At 68.6% G+C, this 18,176-nt stretch carries 15 protein-coding genes; 11 read left to right on the top strand and 4 right to left on the bottom strand.

The window, feature by feature from the left end; translation table 11 throughout:
* The first annotated feature begins 17 nt into the window (after positions 1-17).
* The 6 genes from hda to panB all read left to right on the top strand — a co-directional run bounded on the left by hda (position 18) and on the right by panB (position 5,183).
* Positions 18-725, top strand: a complete 708-nt coding sequence (hda, locus tag DFLDMN_RS17330; protein ID WP_423196102.1) for a DnaA regulatory inactivator Hda — start codon at positions 18-20, stop codon at positions 723-725.
* An 83-nt stretch (positions 726-808) separates the two neighbouring features.
* Positions 809-1,483: an HAD family hydrolase gene (locus DFLDMN_RS17325; RefSeq protein ID WP_423196101.1), complete on the top strand. Its 675-nt coding sequence runs from the start codon at positions 809-811 to the stop codon at positions 1,481-1,483.
* A 1-nt stretch (position 1,484) separates the two neighbouring features.
* Positions 1,485-3,008: a polynucleotide adenylyltransferase PcnB gene (gene pcnB, locus DFLDMN_RS17320; protein WP_423196100.1), complete on the top strand. Its 1,524-nt coding sequence runs from the start codon at positions 1,485-1,487 to the stop codon at positions 3,006-3,008.
* Entirely contained in the window at positions 3,005-3,529 is a 525-nt protein-coding gene (gene folK / locus DFLDMN_RS17315) for a 2-amino-4-hydroxy-6-hydroxymethyldihydropteridine diphosphokinase (protein ID WP_423196099.1), read from the top strand. Before pcnB ends, folK begins: the two co-directional genes overlap by 4 nt.
* A 27-nt stretch (positions 3,530-3,556) precedes the next feature.
* On the top strand, positions 3,557-4,198 hold the full coding sequence (locus DFLDMN_RS17310) for a deoxynucleoside kinase (RefSeq protein ID WP_423196098.1): 642 nt from the start codon (positions 3,557-3,559) through the stop codon (positions 4,196-4,198).
* A gap of 163 nt (positions 4,199-4,361) precedes the next feature.
* On the top strand, positions 4,362-5,183 hold the full coding sequence (gene panB / locus DFLDMN_RS17305; protein WP_423196097.1) for a 3-methyl-2-oxobutanoate hydroxymethyltransferase: 822 nt from the start codon (positions 4,362-4,364) through the stop codon (positions 5,181-5,183).
* A 6-nt stretch (positions 5,184-5,189) separates the two neighbouring features.
* Here panB and DFLDMN_RS17300 read toward each other — a convergent pair whose 3' ends face one another.
* From DFLDMN_RS17300 to DFLDMN_RS17285, 4 genes are all read right to left on the bottom strand, one after another.
* Positions 5,190-6,893, bottom strand: coding sequence for a chorismate-binding protein (locus DFLDMN_RS17300; protein WP_423198455.1), 1,704 nt, complete (start codon positions 6,891-6,893; stop codon positions 5,190-5,192).
* Positions 6,894-7,042: 149 nt separating this feature from the next.
* The gene (gene dnaJ, locus DFLDMN_RS17295; RefSeq protein ID WP_423196096.1) at positions 7,043-8,173 is read right to left on the bottom strand and encodes a molecular chaperone DnaJ; all 1,131 of its coding nucleotides are present in this window, start codon (positions 8,171-8,173) and stop codon (positions 7,043-7,045) included.
* A 185-nt stretch (positions 8,174-8,358) separates the two neighbouring features.
* On the bottom strand, positions 8,359-10,305 hold the full coding sequence (gene dnaK / locus DFLDMN_RS17290) for a molecular chaperone DnaK (protein ID WP_423196095.1): 1,947 nt from the start codon (positions 10,303-10,305) through the stop codon (positions 8,359-8,361).
* Between the two features lie 181 nt (positions 10,306-10,486).
* Positions 10,487-11,041: a cob(I)yrinic acid a,c-diamide adenosyltransferase gene (locus tag DFLDMN_RS17285; protein ID WP_423196094.1), complete on the bottom strand. Its 555-nt coding sequence runs from the start codon at positions 11,039-11,041 to the stop codon at positions 10,487-10,489.
* Positions 11,042-11,405: 364 nt separating this feature from the next.
* Here DFLDMN_RS17285 and DFLDMN_RS17280 point away from each other — a divergent pair, with 364 nt between their 5' ends.
* The 5 genes from DFLDMN_RS17280 to glcF all read left to right on the top strand — a co-directional run bounded on the left by DFLDMN_RS17280 (position 11,406) and on the right by glcF (position 17,978).
* Positions 11,406-12,860 (top strand): FAD-binding oxidoreductase, encoded by a 1,455-nt coding sequence (locus tag DFLDMN_RS17280; protein WP_423196093.1) that lies wholly within the window; start codon positions 11,406-11,408, stop codon positions 12,858-12,860.
* Between the two features lie 10 nt (positions 12,861-12,870).
* The gene (locus DFLDMN_RS17275; RefSeq protein WP_423196092.1) at positions 12,871-13,761 is read left to right on the top strand and encodes a LysR substrate-binding domain-containing protein; all 891 of its coding nucleotides are present in this window, start codon (positions 12,871-12,873) and stop codon (positions 13,759-13,761) included.
* Between the two features lie 261 nt (positions 13,762-14,022).
* Positions 14,023-15,543, top strand: coding sequence for an FAD-linked oxidase C-terminal domain-containing protein (locus tag DFLDMN_RS17270; protein ID WP_423196091.1), 1,521 nt, complete (start codon positions 14,023-14,025; stop codon positions 15,541-15,543).
* A 51-nt stretch (positions 15,544-15,594) separates the two neighbouring features.
* Positions 15,595-16,689 (top strand): glycolate oxidase subunit GlcE, encoded by a 1,095-nt coding sequence (gene glcE, locus DFLDMN_RS17265; RefSeq protein WP_423196090.1) that lies wholly within the window; start codon positions 15,595-15,597, stop codon positions 16,687-16,689.
* Positions 16,690-16,709: 20 nt separating this feature from the next.
* Positions 16,710-17,978, top strand: a complete 1,269-nt coding sequence (glcF, locus tag DFLDMN_RS17260; protein ID WP_423196089.1) for a glycolate oxidase subunit GlcF — start codon at positions 16,710-16,712, stop codon at positions 17,976-17,978.
* Positions 17,979-18,176: the final 198 nt, after the last annotated feature.

Raw genomic sequence — 18,176 nt, 5'->3', positions numbered from 1 at the left:
CTGTCTGACCCCAAGTCATGTTATCGCGTCCCAAGCAGCTCTCTCTCGAACTCGGCAGCCCGCCGCCGTCGACGTTCGAGAATTTCTTCGTGGCATCGAACCGGGAGCCCGTGCAACGCCTGCGCGACTTGCCCGGCGCGCTGGCACGGGAGCACGCCGACGACCGTCTGATCTACCTGTGGGGCGAGGTCGGCTCGGGCCGCACGCACCTGCTGCACGCGCTGTGCGACGCCGGTTTCCATACCGGCCTGGACTGCCGCTACCTGAGCCCGCACCACGCGCTGGCCGACTTCATCTTCGATCCGTCCTGCCAGCTCTACACGGTGGATGACGTCGAACTGCTCGACGAGGCGCGCCAGATCGCGGTGTTCTCGCTCTACAACGAGGTGCGCGCGCACGTGCGTACCGCGCTGGTGGTCGCCGGCGGCGCCGCGCCGCGCGCCATGCCCGTACGTGAAGATCTGCGCACACGACTCGGCTGGGGCCTGGTCTACCAGGTGGCCTCGCTGTCCGACGACGACAAGATGGCCGCGCTGATCCAGGCCGCGCGCGAGCGCGGCCTGCAGCTCTCGCCGGAAATCCCCCACTGGCTGGTGACGCGCCATTACCGCGACATGCCGAGCCTGATGGCCCTGCTGGACGCCCTCGACACCTATTCGCTCGAACGCAAGCGCGCGGTCACGCTGCCGCTGCTGCGCGAGATGTTCGCGGAATTGCGGGAGTAGCGGGACCGCCGGCGCAGCGCGCGTGCGCCGCACCCCAGCACCGCCCCGACCGCCTCATGCACCTTAAGGTAAAATCGCCGCCCATGAATCTGGCACTGTTTGACCTCGACCACACCCTGATCCCGACCGATAGCGACCACGAATGGGGCCGCTTCCTGGCCCGCATGGGGGTCGTCGACGCGGAATCCCACCGTCGCAAGAACGACGAGTTCTACGCCCAGTACAAGGCGGGCACGCTCGATATCCAGGCGTTCCTGCGGTTTGCGCTGGCGCCGCTGGCGGCCAATCCGCGCGACCGCCTCGAGGAATGGCGCGGCCGTTTCATGCGCGAGGTCATCGACCCGGTCATCACGCCGCAGGCGCGCGCGCTGGTGTACAAGCACCTGGAAGCCGGCGACCTGTGCGCGGTGGTGACCGCCACCAACAGTTTCGTCACGGCGCCGATCACCGCCGCGTTCGGTATCAAGCACCTGATCGCGACCGAGCCGGCCACCGTCGACGGCAAGCCCGAGAGCGCATTCACGGGCGAAGTGGCGGGCGTGCCGAGCTTCCGCGAGGGCAAGATCACGCGCGTGGAGAACTGGCTCAAGAGCCTCGGCGCACGCTGGGACGACTTTGGCACCACGACCTTCTACAGCGATTCCGCCAACGACCTGCCGCTGCTCGAGAAGGTCAGCGAGCCGATCGCCGCCAACCCGGACGACCGCCTGCGCCATCATGCCGCCGCGGCCGGCTGGCGCATCATGGATCTGTTCTGACGTGATCAAGAAGCTCATCAACCGGCTGCTGGGCAAGCCCGGGCCCAAACAGCGCCGCACCGGCCGCGCCCACACGCCCCGCATCGTCGGCGTGGACGAACACCGGATCGACCCCACGCTGATCTCGCGCAACGCGGTCAAGGTCACCTCCACGCTGCAGCAGGCCGGCTTCCAGGCCTTTATCGTCGGCGGCGCGGTACGCGACCTGCTGCTCGGCATCAAGCCGAAGGATTTCGACGTGGCCACCAACGCCACGCCGGAAGAGGTGCAGGCCCTGTTCCGCCGCTCGCGCATCATCGGACGCCGCTTCCAGATCGTGCACGTGACCTTCTACGGCGGGCGCGAGCAGGAGATCATCGAAGTCTCGACCTTCCGCGCGCTGGTGGACGCGGTGGCCAGCGAGACGCTGCCCGAGGGACGCCGCCTCAAGCGCGCCGAACTCGACAGCAAGACCCACGCAATCGACGCCTCGGGCCGCGTGTTGCGCGACAACGTATGGGGTTCGCAGGCGGAAGACGCGGAACGCCGCGACTTCACCATCAACGCGATGTACTACGATCCGGCCGCGCAGACCGTGCATGACTACCATCACGGCATGGAAGACATCCGCGCGCGCACGCTGCGCATGATCGGCGACCCGGTCACGCGCTATCGCGAGGATCCGGTGCGCATGCTGCGCGTGGTGCGCTTTGCCGCCAAGACCGGCTTCGGCATCGACGAACATACACGCGAGCCCATCGCGGGCCTCGCGTCGCTGATCCACAACGTCCCGAGCGCGCGGCTGTTCGACGAAATGCTCAAGCTGCTGATGTCGGGACACGCCTGGGCCTCGCTGCAGGAATTGCGCAAGGCGGGCCTGCACAAGGGCTTGCTGCCGCTGCTCGACGTCGCCATCGAGCAGCCGATGGGGCAGCGCTTCGTGCAGCTGGCGCTCGACAATACCGACCGCCGCGTGCAGGCCGGCAAACCCGTGTCGCCGGGTTTCCTGTTCGCATCGTTGCTCTGGCACCACGTTCTGCAACGCTGGACCCGGCTGCGCGAGGAGGGCGAGCACCCGATCGCGGCGCTCAACACCGCGATGGACATGGTGCTCGAGAAGCAGACCGGCCAGCTCGCGATCCAGCGCCGCTTTGTGACCGACATGCGCGACATCTGGGGCATGCAGCCGCGCTTCGAGAAGCGCGTGGGCCGCATGCCGTTCCGCCTGCTCGAATCGCCGCGCTTCCGGGCCGGCTTCGACTTCCTGCAATTGCGTTGCGAATCGGGCGAGTTGCCGGCCGAGCTGGCGCAATGGTGGAGCGACTTCCAGAATGCGCCGCCCGACCAGCGCGAAGACCTGATCGACGCGGTGCGCCCGGTGCGCGGCGCGCCGGCGGCCGACGGCGAGGCGCCGCGCAAGAAGCGGCGTCGGCGCAGTCCGCGGAAATCGGATAAAGTTTCCTCCCGGAGCGACACGGACGCGGCGGATGGGGGTCAGGCCGCAGCATCAGGGTCCGGCCGCGCCCAGCCGGAGGAATCACAATGACATTTGCCTATATCGGCATCGGCGCCAATCTCGGCGATGCCCGCCAGGCACTGAAGGATGCCATCGTGTGCCTGGCCCAGCAGGTCGGTGTCACGGTACTGGCGAAATCCTCGTTCTATCGCACCGCACCGGTCGATGCCGGCGGCGGCGACTATTTCAATGCGGTGGTCAAGGTGGAAACACCCTTCACCGCGCCGCAGCTGCTCCGCATCTGCCAGCACATCGAAGACCAGTTCGGCCGCGAGCGCCCGTTCCGCAATGCGCCGCGCACGATGGACCTCGACCTGCTGCTGTTCGGCGAGCAGATCATCGACAGCGAACCGCTCACGGTGCCGCATCCGCGTATTACCGAGCGCGCCTTCGTGCTGGTGCCGCTGGTCGAGATCGACGCCGACCTCGTCATCCCTGGCCGCGGCCGCGCGGCCAGCTATCTGCCTGGCGTACAAGACCAGCGCATTGAGAAATTCTCGTCATGCAAATGCACGCGCCAGGCCCAGCAGGACGCCGGCGCCGCTTCCTGAGCGCGTAGCTTTTCGCGCGCTGCCGCCATGCTCGATCATCTGCGCCGCATTGTCATCGAAGGTCCCGTCGGCTCCGGCAAGAGCGCCCTGGCCCAGCGCCTCGCGCAGGCCCTGCACGCGGGCGAACTGCCCGACGGTGCGCGCCGCAATCCGTTTCTCGAACGCTTCTATCGCGAGCCACAGCGCTATGCGCTGCCCATGCAGCTGGCCTGCCTCAACGCGCGCGTGCTGCAGCTCGAGCAGTGGCATGCCGCGATGCTGGCCACGCAGCGCATGATCACCAACTTCCTGTTCGCACGCGACCGCCTGTACGCCTCGCTCACGCTCGAGGCCGACGAACTGGCGCTCTACGATGCGCTGGCCGCGCGCATGGCGCCGCCGCAGCAGCGCGTAGACCTGGTGATCATGCTGCAGGCCACGCCGTCGCTGTTGCGCGAGCGCATTGCGCGACGCGGGCTGCCGGGCGAGGCCCATGTCGACGAGGCCTACCTGCAGCGGCTGGTCGACGCCTATGGCGAACTGTTCCATCGCTACGACGACGCGCCCGTGATGATCGTGGATACCGCGCATTTCAATCCGGTGGACAACGACGGGGATTTCCGTACACTAGTGTCGCGCATCGAGACCATGCGGGGCCGCCGGGCCTTCCTGAACTTCGCCGCGCGATAGTTCCAAGATCCACGACAAATTCCACGAGAAGTTCCACGACAGGTTCCGCCACCCGCCGCAAGGCGCGTGCCGCCACGACGTCAGCGATAACCATTCATACAACGATCGCGGCCACGCGCACACGATCACGGGCTACCGACACCGCCCTCACCATGGGACTGCCATGAGCTACCTCCTCGACCCTTCCCGCAAGACCGTCACGATTCCCAAGCTGCAGGCCATGCGCGACGCTGGCGAAAAGATCGTCATGCTGACCGCGTACGACGCGAGCTTTGCCGCGCTGCTCGATTTCTGCGGCGTGGAAGTGATTCTGGTTGGCGATTCGCTCGGCAACGTGATGCAGGGCCAGCAGACCACGCTGCCGGTCACCCTTGCCCAGATGGCGTATCACACCGAATGTGCGGCGCGCGGCAACCAGACCGCGCTGCTCGTGGCGGACCTGCCGTTCGGCACCTATCCCACCCCCGAGGCCGCCTTTGCCAGCGCCGTGGAACTGATGCGCGCGGGCGCGCAGATGGTCAAGATCGAGGGCGGCGAATGGGTGGCGCCGACCGTGCGCTTTCTGGTGGAGCGCAGCATTCCGGTGTGCGCGCATATCGGCCTGACGCCGCAGTCCGTGCACGCGCTCGGCGGCTTCAAGGTGCAGGGCAAGACCGATGAAAGCGCCGCGCAGCTCAAGCGCGACGCGGTGGCGCTGCAGGACGCCGGTGCGCAGCTGATCGTGATGGAAGCGGTGCCGGCCGCGCTGGCCGCCACGGTGACCACCCTGCTCCGCATTCCGACCATCGGCATCGGCGCGGGCGTGGACTGCTCGGGCCAGGTGCTGGTGCTGCAGGACATGATCAACGTCTATCCGGGCCGCAAGGCGAAGTTCGTACGCAACTTCATGGCGGGCCAGACCTCGATCGAGGGCGCGATCCGCGCGTACGTGGCCGCCGTCAAGGACGGCAGCTTCCCGGCGGTCGAGCATACGTTTTCGGCCTGACCGGCGTCAGGGCGCCAGCGTGGCGCGCATCGCGCCGCGCAACGCGTTGGCCACCACCACCGCTTCCGCGCGCGCGAGCATCGCGCGCGTGATCACGGCCTCGCGCGCGGGGCCGTCGAGCAGCGGGTCGCCCTGCTCCAGTATCGCCGCGCGCATCACGCCCGGCAGGATATCGGCCGCCAGCGGCGGCGTCAGCCACGCCCCGTCGACCTTGACGAACACCGAGCTGCGGCCGCCTTCCAGCAGCTCGCCGCGCGTATTGAAGAACAAGCGGTCAAACCCGCCCGCGCGTTCGGCGGCCTGCCAGCCCGCGTCATACACCGCGCGCGCGCTGGTCTTGTAGCGCCGCAGCGGATCGACATCGGGCAGCGCCTCGCGCGCGCAATCGACGCGCACGGGCTGGGTGAGCGGCACCAGCGCGCCGCTCGCAAACGCGAGCGTGCCGGCCTTGTTCACGCTCACACGCAAGCGCCAATCGCCGGCACCCAAACATGCGGCTTGCGCCTGCACCGCGGCGCGTGCCGCGGGCGGGTCGAAAGCAAAGCCGAACGACGCGGCCGCCTGCGCCAGCCGCGCGAGGTGGCGCTCGCCATGGAGGCAGACGCCATCGCGCGCATGCATGGTCTCGAAGAGCGTCAGGCCCGGATCATGCCCGGTCAGAAAGCGCGCCTTCCAGCCGCATTCGTCGTATTCGTCGGCCGCCACGCTGTCGTGGACGATGCCGCCCCCCACGCCCATCTCGCCCGGCCGCAATCCGTCGGCACCGACCGGACCGAGCACCAGCGTGCGGATCGCCACCGACAGGGCAAAGGACCCGTCCGCATCGAGCCAGCCGATGGCGCCGGTATAGAGACCGCGCGGCGCGCGTTCCAGCGCGGCGATGATCTCCATGGTGCGGCGCTTGGGCGCGCCGGTAATCGAACCGCACGGAAACAGCGCGCCGAACAGCGCGCCAAAACCGGTGCCCGGCGGGACGGTGGCGGTGACGGTCGAGGTCATCTGCAGCACGCGGCCGAACGGCGTCACCGCGAACAGCTCGGGGACCTGCACGCTGCCCGGTTGCGCCACGCGGCCAAGATCGTTGCGCAGCAGGTCGACGATCATCACGTTTTCGGCGCGGTTCTTGGGATCGGCCGCGAGCCGGCGGGCCGCCTGCGCGTCCCGCGCCTCGTCGCCGCTACGCGGCGCGGTGCCCTTCATCGGCCGCGCCACCAGATGACCGGCGCCATCGTGAGCGACAAACAGCTCCGGCGACAGCGACGATACCCAGCGGTCCCCGGGCAGGCACGCCAGCACGCCATAAGGCACCGGCTGCGCGGCGCGCAGCGCCGCATGCAGCGCGGCCGGGTGGCCAAACGCGGCAAAGCGCAACCGTTGCGTGTAGTTGACCTGGTAGGTATCGCCGGCCTCGATCCAGGCGTGGATGCGCGCGATATCCGCGGCATAGGCGGGCCACGGCGTGGTGCTCCGCACGTCGAGCGCGCCGGCCGGGCCTTCGGCGGTGGCAAGCCACGCCGCAACCTCATCGCGATCGAGACGATGCAGCGTGCGAAACCACAGCAGGCGCAGCGCGCCATCGTGGAACGGCAGCTCGTGCCCGGTGTGGACGGGCGCATCGACCAGCGCGCCGCCAAATTCGTACGGCGCGAACAGCGCCACATGCAGGCCGTCGCGCCAGCCTGCGGCGAGCAGCGCGTCGAGCGCCGGCATCGACGTGCCGGCGGGCACGACGTCTTCGCGCACGAACCCGGTGTAGCGCCGCGATGCACGCGTGCCAGGTGCGGCGGTGGCATCGTCGAGCAGGACGAAGGGCGCGACGGAGGCCGTCAGCACCTGCGCTGGCACCTCCGCCACCGGACTCAGCTGAAGAAGCTCTTCACCTTGTCCAGCCACGACTGCTCCTGCGGGCTGTGCCGCGAGCCGCCTTCGTGCACGGAACGGTCGAACTGGCGCAGCAGCTCCTTCTGCGACTCGGTCAGCTTGACCGGCGTCTCCACGGCCACATGCACGTAGAGGTCGCCCGGGTAACCCGAGCGCACGCCCTTGATGCCCTTGCCGCGCAGGCGGAAGGTCTTGCCGGCCTGGGTACCTTCCGGCACCGGGAAGCTGGCGCGCCCGCTCAGGGTCGGCACCTCGATGTCGCCGCCCAGCGCCGCCGTCGCGAACGAGATCGGCATCTGGCAGTGCAGGTCGTCGCCGTCACGCTCGAATACCGGGTGGGGCTTGATATGGACCTCGACATACAGATCGCCCGGGGGGCCACCGTTGATGCCGGGTTCGCCGTTGCCCGACGAGCGGATGCGCATGCCTTCGTCGATGCCGGCCGGAATCTTGACCTCGAGCGTCTTCTGCGACTTGAGCTTGCCCTGGCCGTGGCACTTGGTGCACGGCTTGGGAATGAACTTGCCACTGCCGTGGCACTTCGGGCAGGTCTGCTGCATCGTGAAGAAGCCCTGCGACACCCGCACCTGGCCAATGCCGTTGCAGGTCGGGCAGGTTTCCACCGACGAACCGGGCTCGGCGCCATTGCCGTGGCAGTGGTCGCACTCGTCCCAGTGCGGCACGCGGATCTGCGCCTCGTGGCCATGCGCGGCCTGCTCCAGCGAGATCTCCATGCTGTAGCGCAGGTCGGTACCGCGGTAGGCCTGCGGGCCATTGCCGCGGCGCCCGGCCTGCTGGCCGAAGATGTCGCCAAAGATATCGCCGAAGGCCTCGGCAAAGCCGCCGTAGCCCTGGCCGCCGCCAAAGCCGCCGGCCATGTTGGGGTCCACGCCGGCGTGGCCGTACTGGTCGTACGCCGCCTTCTTGTCGGGGTCGGAGAGCATCTCGTAGGCCTCCTTGGCCTCCTTGAAATGCTCCTCGGCATCCTTGTTGTCCGGATTGCGGTCCGGGTGATACTTCATCGCGAGCTTGCGATAGGCCTTCTTGATGTCGTCGTCGCTCGCGTTCTTGCCTACCCCGAGCACTTCGTAGTAGTCACGTTTTGCCATGGTGGCTCTTACCTGATTGGCCTGCCGTCGCGCGTTCGCACGACGGCACGCTGTAAGCAGAAAAATAAGCAAAAAAGCCGAGCGCGGTATCCGACCGCGGTTGGCACCGCGAATGTCGAACCTCCGTCGCCCGGCGTGGGGTCGGGGGCGGCACCGGCATCACCTGCACCGCCGCCCGCTCCCGATTACTTCTTGTCGTTGACTTCCTTGAATTCGGCGTCCACGACGTTGTCGTCCTGCGGCTGCGCCTGCTGCGCGCCCGCAGCACCGGCGCCCGCGGCACCCGCGGCACCCTCGCCGGCCTTGGCCTGCATGTCGGCGTAGACCTTCTCGCCGAGCTTCTGCGCGGCTTCGGACAGTGCGGTCACCTTGGTGTCGATGTCCGCCTTGTCACCGCCACGCGCGGCCTCTTCCAGCTCGCGGATCGCGGTCTCGATCTTTTCCTTCTCGCCCGGCTCCAGCTTGTCGGCATGCTCGGTCAGCGCCTTGCGGGTCGAGTGCACGAGGCCATCGGCCTGGTTGCGCGCGTCCGCCAGTTCGCGGGCCTTGCGGTCTTCCTCGGCATTGGCCTCGGCATCCTTCACCATGCGCTGGATCTCGTCTTCCGACAGACCCGAGTTCGCCTTGATGGTGATGCGGTTTTCCTTGCCGGTCGCCTTGTCCTTGGCGCCCACATGGAGAATGCCGTTGGCGTCGATGTCGAACGACACCTCGATCTGCGGCGTGCCGCGCGGTGCCGGCGGAATGCCCTCGAGGTTGAACTCGCCCAGCAGCTTGTTGCCGGTGGCCATTTCGCGCTCGCCCTGGTAGACCTTGATGGTCACCGCGGGCTGGTTGTCGTCGGCGGTCGAGAACACCTGCGCATGCTTGGTCGGGATGGTCGTGTTCTTGCTGATCATCTTGGTCATCACGCCACCCAGCGTCTCGATGCCCAGCGACAGCGGCGTCACATCCAGCAGCAGCACGTCCTTGCGGTCGCCCGACAGCACCGAACCCTGGATCGCGGCACCCACGGCTACCGCTTCATCGGGGTTCACGTCCTTGCGGGCTTCCTTGCCGAAGAACTCGCGCACCTGCTCCTGCACCTTGGGCATGCGGGTCATGCCGCCCACCAGGATCACGTCATCGATGTCGGACACGCGCACACCGGCGTCCTTGATCGCGGTGCGGCACGGATCGATCGTGCGCGTGATCAGTTCCTCGACCAGCGCCTCGAACTTGGCGCGCGTGATCTTGAGGTTCAAGTGCTTCGGACCCGAGGCATCGGCCGTGATGTACGGCAGGTTGATCTCGGTCTGCTGCGAGCTCGACAGCTCGATCTTGGCCTTTTCGGCCGCTTCCTTCAGGCGCTGCAGCGCAAGCACGTCCTTCGACAGGTCGACGCCCTGTTCCTTCTTGAACTCGGCGATGATGTAGTCGATCAGGCGCTGGTCGAAGTCCTCGCCGCCGAGGAAGGTGTCGCCGTTGGTCGACAGCACTTCGAACTGCTTCTCGCCGTCCACGTCCGCGATCTCGATGATCGAGATGTCGAAGGTGCCGCCGCCGAGGTCATACACGGCGATCTTGCGGTCGCCCTTCTCGTTCTTGTCCATGCCGAACGCCAGCGCGGCCGCGGTCGGCTCGTTGATGATGCGCTTGACGTCGAGGCCCGCGATGCGGCCGGCGTCCTTGGTCGCCTGGCGCTGCGAATCGTTGAAGTAGGCTGGCACCGTGATCACGGCTTCCGTGACCGGCTCGCCCAGGTAATCCTCGGCGGTCTTCTTCATCTTGCGCAGCACTTCGGCGGACACCTGCGGCGGCGCCAGCTTCTGGTCGCGCACGCCCACCCATGCGTCGCCGTTGTCGGCCTTGACGATGGCGTACGGCATCAGGCCGATGTCCTTCTGGACTTCCTTCTCTTCGAACTTGCGGCCGATCAGGCGCTTCACGGCGTAGAGCGTGTTGCGCGGATTGGTCACGGCCTGGCGCTTGGCGGGAGCACCGACCAGGATCTCGCCGTCTTCCATGTACGCGATGATCGAGGGCGTCGTGCGCGCACCTTCCGAATTTTCGATGACCTTGGGCGTGTTGCCTTCCAGCACCGCAACGCAGCTGTTGGTGGTACCCAAGTCGATACCGATGATCTTACCCATTTGTGTTCTCTCCTATTGAGCCCGCCATTCAGGAGGGGGCTGCAATTCAACCTGAGGGCGAAATGTGGCCGTCCGGGGCCATTTCAAGGGCCAAAATGACAAATCCGAGTAATTTTCTCGGCTAATCGCGAGGTCGCGCCCTGTCACGTGGACGTGCGGATAGTGCTTCACGTATAACTTTTCAGCCCGGGCGCCCGCGCTGCCACAGCACGTCGTCGCCGCCGGCGGCGCGGTTGAGCACGCGCGCCAGCACGAACAGCAGGTCGGACAGGCGGTTCAGGTACTGGCGCGGCGCCTCGTTGACGGGCTCCGCGCCCGCCAGCGCCACCAGCGCGCGCTCGGCGCGGCGGCATACCGTGCGGCAGACGTGGGCGCTGGCGGCCGCGCGCGCGCCGCCGGGCAGGATGAATTCGGCCAGCCGCGGCAACGCGGCGTTGTAGTGGTCGAGCCACCCATCGAGCCGGGCCACCTGCGCGGACTGCAACAGGGTATACCCGGGGATCGACAGTTCGCCGCCGAGATCGAAGAGGTCGTGCTGGACCTCCAGCAGCGCGGCGCGCACGTCGTCGGGCACGCCCGGCTCGGTCAGCAGCAGGCCGAGGTGGGAGTTGAGTTCGTCGACGTCGCCGATGGCCGCGATGCGCAGGCTGTCCTTGCCGGTGCGGCTGCCGTCGCCCAGGCCGGTGGTGCCGGCATCGCCGGTGCGGGTGGCAATCTTCGACAGGCGGTTGCCCATGCCGTCTCCTCGTTGGTCCAGGGGGTTCAGGGGGTCAGGTGGATCCGCGCGATCCGCTTCGGTCATCCACGCTTCGGTCATCCACGCGGCCGTAGTCCACGCGGCGGATCCACGCCGGTGGTGCCGCCCGGCTGGCGCGGACGATGTGGCGCACATTATGCGCGCCGCGACGGGTGCGCGGGCGCACTGCGGGAAACACTGGCGGGGTCGCGGGTGCCGGCCGGCGTAGAATGTCGCTCATTCCATTGACGGCGCCCCCTTCCCCAGCGGAGCCAGGCGGATTCCGGCGGCTGCCCGGGTCTTCCCGATCCCGGCGACCCTGGCGATCCTGGCGAGCCGCCGCATCCAAGCCGGAGACCTGCGCATGAACCACCCCACCCCTGCCGCCGCGCTCGCGCGCCGCCCGTTGCCCGAGCGCGTGGCCCAGACGCTGGCCGCCCGCTTCGGCGACCGCTTCAGCGTGTCCGCCGGCGTACGCGAGCATCATGGCCGCGACGAGTCGCCGTTTCCGCCCGCGCTGCCGGACGCCGTGGTCTTTGCCCGCACCACGGGGGAAGTGGCCGAGGTGGCCCGCCTGTGCAACGCGCATGGGGTGCCGCTGATCCCCTACGGCGCCGGCTCCTCGCTGGAAGGCCACCTGCTCGCCGTGGCGGGCGGCATCAGCCTCGACCTGTCGCAGATGAACCGCGTGCTCGCGGTGCATGCCGAGGATCTGACCGCGACCGTGCAGACCGGCGTGCTGCGCAAGCAGCTGAACCAGGAAATCAAGGACACCGGCCTGTTCTTCCCGATCGATCCGGGCGCCGATGCGTCGCTCGGCGGCATGTGCGCCACGCGCGCGTCAGGGACCAACGCGGTGCGCTACGGCACCATGCGTGAGAACGTGCTGGCACTGACGGTGGTCACCGCCGACGGCCGCGTGATCCGCACCGGCACGCAGGCGCGCAAGTCGTCGGCCGGCTACGATCTCACCCGGCTGTTCGTCGGCAGCGAAGGCACGCTCGGCATCATCACCGAGGTGACCGTGCGCCTGTATCCGCAGCCCGAGGCGATTTCCGCCGCGGTGTGCGCGTTCCCGAGCATGGGCGACGCGGTACGCGCCACCATCGAGACGATCCAGCTCGGCGTGCCGGTGGCGCGGGTCGAATTCCTCGATACGCTGGCCATTCGCGCCATCAACCGGCACGACGGCATGACCATGGCCGAGACGCCGCACCTGTTCTTCGAATTCCACGGCACCGAGGCCGGCGTGCGCGAGCAGGCCGAGACCGTGCAGCAGCTCGCCGCCGAACACGGCGGCCAGGGCTTCGAGTGGGCCACGCGTCCCGAGGACCGCAGCCGGCTATGGAACGCGCGCCATACCGCGTTCTTCGCCATGCTGCAGCTCAAGCCCGGTTGCAAGTCGGTGACCACCGACGTGTGCGTGCCGATCTCGCGCCTGGCCGAGTGCGTGACGGAAACCGAGCGCGACCTGCTGGCCTCGTCCCTGCCGTGCCCGATCGTCGGCCATGTCGGCGACGGCAACTTCCACGTGGCGATCCTGGTCGACCCGGCCCGGCCCGAGGAAATGGCCGAGGCGGAAGCGATCAACCGGCGCATCGTCGAGCGCGCGCTGGCGATGGGCGGCACGTGTACCGGCGAGCACGGCGTGGGCCTGCACAAGAAGGACTTCCTGGTACAGGAACACGGCGAGGATGCGCTCGACCTGATGCGCGCGATCAAGGACGCGCTCGACCCGAACCATATCCTCAACCCGGGCAAGATCTTCAGCGCCGTGCGCGAGCCGCACGCTGCGCCCGACGCGCACGCGCCGCGCTAGGAGGCCGCCGATGGCATCGGTTTTTCAGCGCGTCCCGCCGCTGCACCTGCTGATCGCCTTCGAGGCGGCGGCGCGGCTGGGCAGCTTTGCGCGCGCGGCCGAGGAGCTCTCGGTCACGCCGAGCGCGGTGTCGCACCGCATCAAGAACCTCGAGGAGCTGTGGGGCGAGGACCTGTTCGTGCGCTCCAATGCCGCGCTGCGCCTGACCGCGGCGGGCACGCGCTACCAGCGCAATGTGCAGGATGCGCTCAAGTCGCTCAACGAACTCGCGCGCCCCGAGTACAACAAGATGCGCACGCGCCTGCGTGTGGCCATTCCGCCCACGTTCGGGCGCCAGCACCTGGTGCCGCGGCTGCCCGAGTTCGGCGCGCTGTACCCGCATATCGACCTCGAACTGCATCTCGCCATTCCGTTCCTCGACGTCAAGGCCGAGGATACCGACGTCGAGATCCGCTACGGCACCGGGCGCTACCCGGACCTCAAGACCACGCGCCTGCTGGTGGAGCCGGTGTTCCCGGCGTGCGGGCGCGAGTACTACGACCGCATCAACGGCCGCACCATCGCCAGGCCCGAGGATCTGCACAACCTCGTGCTGCTGCGCAGCCCGCTGGAACCGTGGCGGCCGTGGTTCGAGACCGCCGGGCTCGACTGGCCGGAGCCGCAGACCGGGCCCCAGTTCAACGATATCGGCCTGCTGCTGGAGGCAATCGCCTCCAACCAGGGCGTGGCGCTGGTGCGCCAGCGCATGGCGCGCCAGTGGCTGCAGGCGGGCACCATGATCAAGCTGCTCGACGTCGAGTCGGTGTCGCCGCACGGCTACTACATCGTCGAGCGCGAGCAGGCGCCGCTCAAGCCCGAGGCGCGCTATTTCGTCGACTGGCTGCTGGGTCTGGACTGGTGATCTAAGCTGGAGAGGGCCGCGCGGCACGCGCGGCGGCAATGCGCCCGGCGCCGCGACAAAAGGGCGCCGCCACGGCCCGGCAGGCGCGCCCCGGGTGCGCGCGGGCAGCGCCGCCGCCCACGCCGGCATGAGCATTTTTGATCGGGCTGCCATGCCGAATTCACGCTGGCCGACGCGCCGGCCGCATGGGGCCTGCGCTATAGTCAGCCGCTCGATCCCGGCATGGCGCCGCTTGCCTGCCGCATCGCCACAGGAGTTGCCATGAACGCCCCGTACGACGCCACCACGATTGCCAGCGAGCCAGCCCCCGCGCCCGATGCGGCCGCCGGCCGGCGCGACGCCTTGCTGGCCGCACTCGCCCGCATCCTGCCCGAGGCCGCCATCCTGTGGCGCGCCGAAGACACCGTGCCTTACGAATGCGACGGCCTCGCGGCCTATCGCCAGGTGCCCGACGCGGTGGTCCTGCCCGACAACGAGGAACAGGTCTGCGCGATCCTGCGCCTGTGCCATCGGCTGCAGGTGCCCGTGGTGCCGCGCGGCTCGGGCACCAGCCTCTCCGGCGGCGCGATGCCGATCGCGGGCGGACTGGTGCTGTCGCTGGCCAAGTTCAAGCGCATCGTCGAGATCGATCCGCGCGCGCGCACGGCCGTGGTCCAGCCCGGCGTACGCAACCTCGCCATCTCCGAGGCGGCCGGTGCCTACAACCTGTACTACGCGCCCGATCCGTCCTCGCAGATCGCCTGCTCCATCGGCGGCAACGTCAGCGAGAACTCCGGCGGCGTGCATTGCCTCAAGTACGGCCTGACCGTTCATAACGTGCTGCGCGTGCGCGGCGTGACGATGGAGGGCGAGGTGGTGGTGTTCGGCTCCGAGGCGCCCGACGCGCCGGGCCTGGACCTGCTGGCCACGGTGATCGGGTCTGAAGGCATGCTCGCGGTGGTGACGGAAGTGACCGTGCGCCTGATTCCCAGGCCGCAGCTCGCGCAGGTGATCATGGCAAGCTTCGACGACGTGGAAAAAGGCGGCAACGCGGTGGCCGACGTGATCGCCGCCGGCATCATCCCGGCCGGACTCGAGATGATGGACAAGCCCGCCACGGCCGCCGTGGAGGAATTCGTGCAGGCCGGCTACGATCTCGACGCCGCCGCCATCCTGCTGTGCGAGTCCGATGGCACGCCCGAGGAAGTGGCCGAGGAAATCGAACGCATGAGCGAGGTGCTGCGGGCCTCGGGCGCGACGCGCATCACGGTGTCGCAGAGCGAGGCCGAGCGCCTGCGCTTCTGGAGCGGACGCAAGAACGCGTTCCCCGCCGCCGGCCGCATCTCGCCCGACTACTACTGCATGGACGGCACCATTCCGCGCAAGCATATCGGCACGCTGCTCAAGCGCATCGAGCAGATGGAGCACAAGTACGGGCTGCGCTGCATCAACGTGTTCCATGCCGGCGACGGCAACATGCATCCGCTGATCCTGTTCGACGGTGCCGACGAAGACCAGTGGCATCGTGCCGAGCTGTTCGGCTCCGATATTCTCGAATCGTGCGTCGAGCTCGGCGGCACCGTCACGGGCGAGCATGGCGTGGGCGTCGAGAAGCTCAACTCGATGTGCGTGCAGTTCTCGCCGGCGGAACGCGAGGCGTTCTTCGGCGTGAAGGCGGCCTTCGATCCGGCGCGGCTGCTCAATCCGGACAAGGCCATTCCCACGCTCGCGCGCTGCGCCGAATACGGCAGGATGCACGTCAGCCGTGGCCTGCTACCCCACCCGGAGCTACCGCGCTTCTGACGCGGCGGTGACCGATTACAACCCCATCTCCGCTTCTCCCCACGGTCTTCCATGCAAGCCATGCTCGACGAATTTCGCGATGCCATCCGCCGCGCCAGCGACGCGCGCGCACCGCTGCGCCTGCGTGGCGGCGGCAGCAAGGATTTCTACGGCCAGGCCCTGGCGGGCGACATCCTCGACACGCGCGGCCATGCCGGCATCGTCGAATACGATCCCGCCGAACTCGTGATCACCGCGCGTTGCGGCACACCGCTGTCGGAGATCGAGGCCACGCTGGCCGCCCGGCGCCAGATGCTCGCGTTCGAGCCGCCGCACTTTGCCGCGCCCGGCACCGCCACGCTGGGCGGTGCGGTCGCCACCGGCCTCTCGGGTCCGCGCCGCCTGGCGGTGGGGGCGCTGCGCGACTTCGTGCTGGGCGCGCAGCTGATGGACGGGCATGGCGAAGTGATGAATTTTGGCGGCCAGGTCATGAAGAACGTGGCCGGTTATGACGTGTCGCGCCTGCTGACCGGCTCGCTCGGCACGCTCGGCCTGATTCTCGAGGTGTCGGTAAAGGTACTGCCGATGCCGTTCGACGATGCCACCGTGCGCTTTGCGCTGCCGCAGCCGGATGCGCTCGACCGTCTCAATGGCTGGGGCGGACAGCCGCTGCCGGTGGCGGCGTCGGCATGGCACGACGGCGTGCTGCATGTGCGGCTGGCGGGTGCCACCGCGGCCGTGCGCGCCGCGCGCGAGAAGCTCGGCGGCGAGCGCGTCGACGACGCCGAAGCGGCAGCGTTGTGGCAGGGCCTGCGCGAGCAGACCCATGCGTTCTTTGCCCCGGCCCTCACGCAAGGCCGCGCGCTGTGGCGCATCGCGGTGCCCACCACCGCCGCGGTACTGCCGCTGCCCGGCGCGCAACTCGTGGAATGGGGCGGCGGCCAGCGCTGGTGGCTCGGCCCCGACGATGGCACCGCCACCGCCGAGACCGTGCGCGCGGCCGCCCAGGCGGCCGGCGGCCATGCCACGCTGTTCCGCAACGGCGACAAGTCGGTGGGTGTGTTCACGCCGCTGGCGTCGCCGCTGATGGCGATCCACCAGCGCCTGAAGGCGACCTTCGATCCCGCCGGCATCTTCAATCCGCAACGCATGTATCCCGGTCTCTGAACCGCAACGATCGTCCCACCATGCAAACCACCCTGGCCGAATTCCTGCGCAACACCCCCGAGGGCGAGGAAGCCAAGTCCATCGTCGGCAAATGCGTGCACTGCGGCTTCTGCACCGCCACCTGCCCCACCTACCAGCTGCTCGGCGACGAGCTCGACGGCCCGCGCGGACGCATCTACCTGATGAAGCAGGTGTTCGAGGGCAGCCCCGTCACCGAGACCACGCGCCTGCATCTCGATCGCTGCCTGACCTGCCGCAACTGCGAATCGACCTGTCCGTCGGGCGTGCGCTACGGGCGCCTGGTCGATATCGGGCGCAAGGTGGTGGACGACGTGCTCGCCAGCGAAGGCATCGAGCGCCGGCCCGCCGACCGCCTCAAGCGCTGGGCGCTGCGCGAAACCCTGACGCGTCCGGCGCTGTTCGGCCCTGCGCTGCGCATGGGGCAACTGGTGCGCCCGCTGCTGCCGGCCACGCTGCGCAACAAGGTACCCGCCGCCACCAGGATGGCCGTGCCGGGCAAAATACCGCAAAAGTGGCCGCAAACCGCGCATGCGCGCAAGATGCTGCTGCTCGAAGGCTGTGTGCAGCCGGCCATGTCGCCCAACATCAATCCGGCCACCGCGCGCGTGCTCGACCGCCTGGGCGTGCAGACCGTGGTCGCGCGCGAAGCCGGCTGCTGCGGCGCGATCCGCTTTCATACCGGCGACCACGCCGGCGGCCTCGACAACATGCGGACCAATATCGACGCCTGGTGGCCGCATATTGAAGCCGGCGTCGAGGCCATCGTGATGAACGCCTCGGGCTGCGGCGCGATGGTCAAGGACTACGGCCACCTGCTGCGCAACGATCCGGCCTACGCCGAGCGCGCCGCGCGCGTGTCCGCGCTCACGCGCGACGTGGCCGAGATCCTGCCGGAGTTCGCCGACGACCTCCATCGCCTGGCCGGGGCCGTACCGCGCGACGGCCGGCGCGTGGCCTGGCATCCGCCCTGCACGCTGCAGCACGGCCAGCAGGTGCGGGGCAAGGTGGAGGCGCTGCTGACCGGGCTCGGCATCGAGGTCAAGCTCTGCGCCGACAGCCATCTGTGCTGCGGCTCGGCCGGTACCTATTCGGTGCTCCAGCCCGAATTGTCGTACCGTCTGCGCGACGACAAGCTGGCCAAGCTCGCGGCGACCGAGCCCGAGAGCATCGTGACTGGCAATATCGGCTGCATCACGCATCTGCAAAGCGGCACGGAGACGCCGGTGATGCACTGGGTGGAGCTGGTGGACCGCATGCTGGCCGCCTGATCTGCCGGCTCTGCCTGGGTGAGCCAGGCCGGGCCCGGGCCCGTGCCGGCACCGGCGCGGGCACGCGGCATGGCCACGGACGCAACGCCAGGGGCAACCACGCCAAAGGTGTCATACGCGGCGTCACAAGCGGCGTCACAAGCGGCGTCACAAGCGGCGTAACATAGGGGCCATCCGGACTCCGTGCCCCACGCCCCC

It is taken from the genome of Cupriavidus sp. H19C3, from assembly GCF_049393815.1.
In the GTDB taxonomy this organism is placed as follows: Bacteria; Pseudomonadota; Gammaproteobacteria; order Burkholderiales; family Burkholderiaceae; genus Cupriavidus.
The sequence above is the reverse complement of the archived record's forward strand: the minus strand, read 5'-3'. Positions and strand labels throughout refer to the sequence as shown.

Coding starts and splice junctions, on each gene's coding strand:
- DFLDMN_RS17270 (WP_423196091.1), top strand. CDS start 14,023: ATGAACGCCCCGTACGACGCCACCACGATTGCCAGCGAGCCAGCCCCC.
- DFLDMN_RS17280 (WP_423196093.1), top strand. CDS start 11,406: ATGAACCACCCCACCCCTGCCGCCGCGCTCGCGCGCCGCCCGTTGCCC.
- hda (WP_423196102.1), top strand. CDS start 18: ATGTTATCGCGTCCCAAGCAGCTCTCTCTCGAACTCGGCAGCCCGCCG.
- DFLDMN_RS17275 (WP_423196092.1), top strand. CDS start 12,871: ATGGCATCGGTTTTTCAGCGCGTCCCGCCGCTGCACCTGCTGATCGCC.
- folK (WP_423196099.1), top strand. CDS start 3,005: ATGACATTTGCCTATATCGGCATCGGCGCCAATCTCGGCGATGCCCGC.
- DFLDMN_RS17325 (WP_423196101.1), top strand. CDS start 809: ATGAATCTGGCACTGTTTGACCTCGACCACACCCTGATCCCGACCGAT.
- glcE (WP_423196090.1), top strand. CDS start 15,595: ATGCAAGCCATGCTCGACGAATTTCGCGATGCCATCCGCCGCGCCAGC.
- DFLDMN_RS17285 (WP_423196094.1), bottom strand. CDS start 11,041: ATGGGCAACCGCCTGTCGAAGATTGCCACCCGCACCGGCGATGCCGGC.
- dnaJ (WP_423196096.1), bottom strand. CDS start 8,173: ATGGCAAAACGTGACTACTACGAAGTGCTCGGGGTAGGCAAGAACGCG.
- dnaK (WP_423196095.1), bottom strand. CDS start 10,305: ATGGGTAAGATCATCGGTATCGACTTGGGTACCACCAACAGCTGCGTT.
- DFLDMN_RS17300 (WP_423198455.1), bottom strand. CDS start 6,893: ATGCCGGCGCTCGACGCGCTGCTCGCCGCAGGCTGGCGCGACGGCCTG.
- glcF (WP_423196089.1), top strand. CDS start 16,710: ATGCAAACCACCCTGGCCGAATTCCTGCGCAACACCCCCGAGGGCGAG.
- DFLDMN_RS17310 (WP_423196098.1), top strand. CDS start 3,557: ATGCTCGATCATCTGCGCCGCATTGTCATCGAAGGTCCCGTCGGCTCC.
- panB (WP_423196097.1), top strand. CDS start 4,362: ATGAGCTACCTCCTCGACCCTTCCCGCAAGACCGTCACGATTCCCAAG.